Raw genomic sequence first — 5,121 nt, 5'->3', positions numbered from 1 at the left:
GCGACGCCGGGGGAGGGCGGCCGCCCGCCGCTCCGGCCGGGTGTGTCCGGGCCGCGGAGTTCCGCCTGCTTGTCGACCGTGAGGGTCACGTGACCGCTCCTGTTCCCACCGGATCGATCCGGCCGACCAGGTCGAAGTGCGCCCAGGCCGCCGGCAGCGAGGCCTTGGGGCTGACCGCCACAGTCCGCCAGCCGCCCGCACGCAACACGTCCATCGTCGCCCGGGCCTGTTGCGGCCGGTCGGTGACGATCAGGGCGAAGGCGTGGGAGCCGAATTCGGCGGCCGGGGCCAGCAGGCGCGCTTCGCCGGCGCTGATCTGGCCCAGGACCGCGACCAACGGCCCCTTGTACTTATGTGCCGCAAGTTTGTCCATCAGCCGGTCCCCGAACGCCGGTTCTCCCGGATGCCGGTCGGACTTCCGGTGGTCTTCGGCCAGCCCCAGCGCGGCCAGCCCCTCGGCGAGGTCCTGGTAGCCCGCGGGCCCGTCGAATTGCTCTTGGCCGGGCGACGGGGCCGAGGGGGACTCCAGGACTGCCGCCCGGGCATGGACGTCCAGGAACCGGACGGTGTAGTTGCGCTGCAGGAAGTCGTTGGCGGCCGAGGCCACGGCAGCCACGGCCCACTCGAAGGAGGGCGAGGTGTGCAGCAGGTCCCCGTGCGGGTCGGTGCCATCGCCGAAGGAGGGCAGCAGTCCCGTGCCGTAGGCCGCGGCCCGGCGGTCCAGCACGATGGTCGCCTGCGGCGTGGTCACCGATTCCTCCTGGCGGACCATGAGCTCGCCGTGACGGGCCGTCGCCGCCCAGTGGACCCGGCGCATCGGATCGCCGTAGCGGTATTCGCGGGTCATCACGTCGTCGTCGCTGGGATTGGCCTGCCGCCGGGTGCTCGCCGTGCCGTCCGAACCCCGGGCGCCGGTCAGCGAGGTGGCCGGCAGTTCCACGGGGGACGGGGTCACCACCAACGCGCTGGTTTCGCCCAACTGGTGCCGGTGGTTGGCCAGCCCGAACGGGTCGGAAAAATCCGCGGTCACCGGCCCGATGGCGAACATCCCGCGCTTGCTGGATCGAAGCTTGTACTCATACACGCTCGCCCCGGAGCGGGACGGGTGCCGCGCCGGGAACCGGAAGGACGGGGCCTTGCCGAAGCGCAGCGGCAGCTGCTCTTCCATGTACACCAGCCCCGTCAGGCCCCCGTTGCGGCGCACCGACAACCGGACCTGGACCACGAGGCCGGTTTCGACGGCCGCGGGCCGGAACTTCCGCTCCACCGTGAATTGCGGCTTGAGGAGCACCATCGCCGCCGCGGCCAGCAGCGGCAGGCCAATCAGGAACACCGCCAGGGTCAGCAGGTCCCGGCGGCCCAGGATCTGCGCCAGCAGCAGCGCCAGCACGCCGGCCGCCAGCACGCCCCACCCGCGCAGGGTGACATACCTGGTGGGGAGCCAGCCGAACGCGTCCATGGCCGTCAGGAAGAGGCGCGGCGGGATTCGCCGCCCACGGGAACCTTGGCCAGCACGGACGCCACCACGCTGGAGGCGTCTTCGCCGGCCGTCATCGCCTTGCGGTCAAGGATCAAACGATGCGCCAGCACGGCCTCGGCAACGGAGGCCACATCGTCGGGCAGGACGAAGTCGCGGCCGTCCAGGGCCGCCGTCGCCTTCGCCGCGCGCAGCAGCTGGAGCATGGCCCGCGGGCTGGCTCCCAGCCGCAGGTGCGGGTGTTCGCGGGTGCCCCGCCCGATGTTGACCGTGTATTCCTTCACCGCCGGCGAAACGTAGACATCACGGACCATGGCCATCATGCTGCGTACCTCGCCCACCGTGACGACCGGGCGGACGCCCTCCAGCGGCGAGACGGACTGGTGGGTCTCCAGCATTTCCATCTCGGCGCGGGGATCCGGGTAGCCCATCGAGATCCGGGCCATGAAACGGTCGCGCTGGGCCTCCGGCAGCGGGTAGGTGCCCTCCATCTCGATCGGATTCTGGGTGGCGATCACCATGAAAGGCGTATCCAGCGGATAGGTGTTCCCGTCCACCGTGACCTGGTGTTCCTCCATGCACTCGAGCAACGCCGACTGGGTCTTGGCCGAGGCACGGTTGATCTCGTCGCCGATGACGATGTTCGCGAACACCGGTCCGGGGCGGAATTCGAACCGGTGCATGTCTTGGTTGTAGATCGAAACACCGGTGACGTCGGAGGGCAACAGGTCCGGCGTGAATTGGATCCGGTGCACGCTGCAGTCGATGGTCTTGGCCAGCGTCTTCGCCAGCATGGTCTTGCCGACGCCGGGCACATCCTCCAGCAGCAGGTGCCCCTGGGCCAACAGCACCGTCAGCGCCAGCCGTGCCGCCTCCGACTTGCCGTCGATGACGGTCTCGATCACGGCCCTGATCCGGCCGCAGGCGTCGTGGAACTCGGTCAGCGCGAGGCCCTCACCCGGCCCCGAACCCGTTGGATCGGAGTGGACGGTCCCGGCCTCTGCCATGTGCTGCTGCGTGTCCATGAAGTACCTTCCGGTGTGCCTTCCCCGAGGGCCGGTTGATCCAACCCTACTTGCTGGCTGTGTGATGCGGTAGACACGCGGACCCCGCCTGGCGGGCCCGCCTCCCTTCACGGCGGAACCGGACCCGGCGCTTCAGTAGGCTGGAAACATGTCCCATCCTGTAGCCGCCGTTGCCGGCGAAACTCCTCCCGCCTACACCGCTGACAGCACCGCAGCCCGGACGACGGCGGTGCGGAGCCCCACCGAGGGGGACGGTCGGCGTCGTAATCTCAGCTATCCGCCGGCACCCGAGCCGCTGCCCGTGCCGGTGATGGACAACCACACGCACCTGGACTTCCGCGACGGACCGGTGGCGGTCACGGTCCGGCAGGCGATGGACGCCGCCGAGGCGGTCGGCGTTGCCGGTGCCGTCCAGGTGGGCTGCGACCTGGAATCGGCCCGCTTCACGCTGCAGGCCGTCGAGGCCGAGCCGAGGCTGCTGGGAGCGGTGGCCATCCACCCCAACGACGCACCCCCGCTGGCGGACGCGGGGACGCTGGAGGAGGCCCTGGCGGAGATCGAGGCGATAGCCGCGCACCCGAGGATCCGGGCGATCGGGGAGACCGGACTGGACTACTACCGGACCGGCGGCGGAGGCCGGGGCGCCCAGCAGGAATCGTTCCGCCGCCACATCGACATCGCCAAGCGGTTGGGCCTCGCCCTGCAGATCCATGACCGGGACGCACACGACGACGTGGTCCGCGTCCTGCTCGAGGAGGGAGCCCCCGAAAAAGTTGTCTTCCACTGCTTTTCCGGGGACGCGGCGCTGGCCGGTACCTGCAACGACAACGGCTGGCACATGTCCTTCGCCGGAACCGTCACCTTCAGGACCGCCGACGGCCTGCGTGAGGCCCTGGCGGTTGCGGAACCGGCCCTGGTGCTGGCCGAGACCGACGCGCCCTTCCTGACCCCGCATCCCTACCGGGGCCGGCCGAACGCCAGCTACCTGGTGCCCTACACCATGCGCGCGATGGCCGAGGTCCTCGGGAAGGACCTGGCGGAGTTATGCACGGAGGTGGCGGAAAACACGGAGCGCGTTTACGGCTCCTGGCAGCAGGAATAACACGCGCGTAACTTCCCCCGGCCGGACCGAAAACGAGCATGCAGGGCTGCCCGAACGGGGAAGCGACGCGCAGTGCCCGGTGCCGCCTGCAGCAGGCGCCGCTTGTCGGCATGTCACGTTTCGATTACGGTAGGTAGCTAATGGCCGGGGTCGGGGAAGGCAACCGGACATTGTGACACCTGTGGCGGTAGCCGTTGGACGTTCCGTTCGTACGCCCAAACAGCCGCCGCGGGTGCAGCCTGCACTCGCACCGTGCCGTGAAAACCGGCACGTCCCACGCGCGTGTCTTAATGTCCCCGTGCCCGGAAACTGCAACAGATTCGGGAACCGTGACAAACGCGCTGAAGAACCGCTGGGTGAAGATCGCCGGCCAGGTCGTCGTCATGACCGCCTTGGTCCTCGGGCTGGTGGCTTTTGTGGGCAACAACAAGTCGGTCACGCTGACCGTGGACGGGCAGGCCAGCACCGTCACCACGTTCGGTTCCACCGTTGCAGACGTTCTGGCCGAATCCGAGGTGCAGGTCGGCGAGCTCGACGACGTCACTCCTGCGGTGGGCGAAGAGATCGCCGACGGTGCCAGCATCGAAGTGGTCACCGCCAAACCCGTAGACGTGAACGTGGACGGCAAGGCCTCCACCGTGCACACCACCGCCGCCACCGTCGAGGAACTGCTGGACGAACTGGAAGTCAACGAAAAGTCGGCCCTGTCCGCCCCGTTGACTGCCGAGCTGGCCTCGGTGGGCGGCGCGGTGACGATCTCGACGCCGAAGAACGTCACCATCGCTGTCGACGGCAAGACCCGCAAGGAAGTCACCACCGCGACCACCATCGGCGACCTGCTCCAGGAACAGAAGATCAAGCTGGGCAAGGAAGACAAGCTCTCCGTTGCCGAGGCCGAGCCGGTGACCGAAGGCACCAAGGTCAAAGTGACCCGGATCGACCGCGAACGCGTGGAGGAGGCCGAGTCCGTCCCGTTCGAGACGGCCACCACGACCAACTCCGCCATGTACGAGGACGAAGAGAAGGTCACCCGGGCCGGGGAGCCCGGCGAACGCGTCAAGGTCTACGAGGTCGTCCTCACCGACGGCAAGGAAACCGACCGGAAACTCGTCAGCGAAAAGGTCACCCGCGAACCGGTCAGCCAGAAGATCACCGTGGGCACCAAGAAGCGTCCGGCCAAGGTCAACAACGCCAACGTCGGCGGGACCTGGCAGGCGCTCGCCGAATGCGAGTCCGGCGGCAACTGGTCCATCAACACCGGCAACGGCTACTCCGGCGGACTGCAGTTCAGCGCTAGCTCCTGGCTCGGCGCCGGCGGCGGCAAGTACGCGCCCTACGCCTACATGGCCACGCCCAGCGAGCAGATCGCTACCGCCGAAGTGCTGCGCAGCAACGGCGGCTGGGGCCACTGGCCGGCCTGTGCCGCCAAGCTGGGACTGCTGTAAGGCTTCCGCTTCCTGCCACCGGGCCCGGGCTTCGCTGCCCGGGCCCGGTGTGCGTTAACCGGGCGGCGCCGC

At 68.9% G+C, this 5,121-nt stretch carries 4 protein-coding genes; 2 read left to right on the top strand and 2 right to left on the bottom strand.

Annotated features, from left to right (window positions below; all coding sequences use genetic code 11):
• Positions 1 to 85: 85 nt before the first annotated feature.
• Positions 86 to 1,459, bottom strand: coding sequence for a DUF58 domain-containing protein (locus tag AC5RUJ_RS10815; protein WP_494127918.1), 1,374 nt, complete (start codon positions 1,457 to 1,459; stop codon positions 86 to 88).
• A 5-nt stretch (positions 1,460 to 1,464) separates the two neighbouring features.
• Entirely contained in the window at positions 1,465 to 2,502 is a 1,038-nt protein-coding gene (locus AC5RUJ_RS10810) for an AAA family ATPase (RefSeq protein ID WP_494014345.1), read from the bottom strand.
• Between the two features lie 148 nt (positions 2,503 to 2,650).
• On the opposite strand from AC5RUJ_RS10810, the gene AC5RUJ_RS10805 reads away from it, so the two are divergent.
• Positions 2,651 to 3,604 carry a TatD family hydrolase gene (locus AC5RUJ_RS10805; RefSeq protein WP_494076237.1) on the top strand — a complete coding sequence of 318 codons (954 nt, stop codon included), beginning with the start codon at positions 2,651 to 2,653 and terminating at the stop codon, positions 3,602 to 3,604.
• 329 nt (positions 3,605 to 3,933) lie between these two features.
• Positions 3,934 to 5,049: a resuscitation-promoting factor gene (locus AC5RUJ_RS10800; RefSeq protein ID WP_494023670.1), complete on the top strand. Its 1,116-nt coding sequence runs from the start codon at positions 3,934 to 3,936 to the stop codon at positions 5,047 to 5,049.
• Positions 5,050 to 5,121: the final 72 nt, after the last annotated feature.

Source organism: Arthrobacter sp. Y3223164 (genome assembly GCF_059091005.1).
This window is presented reverse-complemented; position numbering and strand designations above follow the sequence as displayed.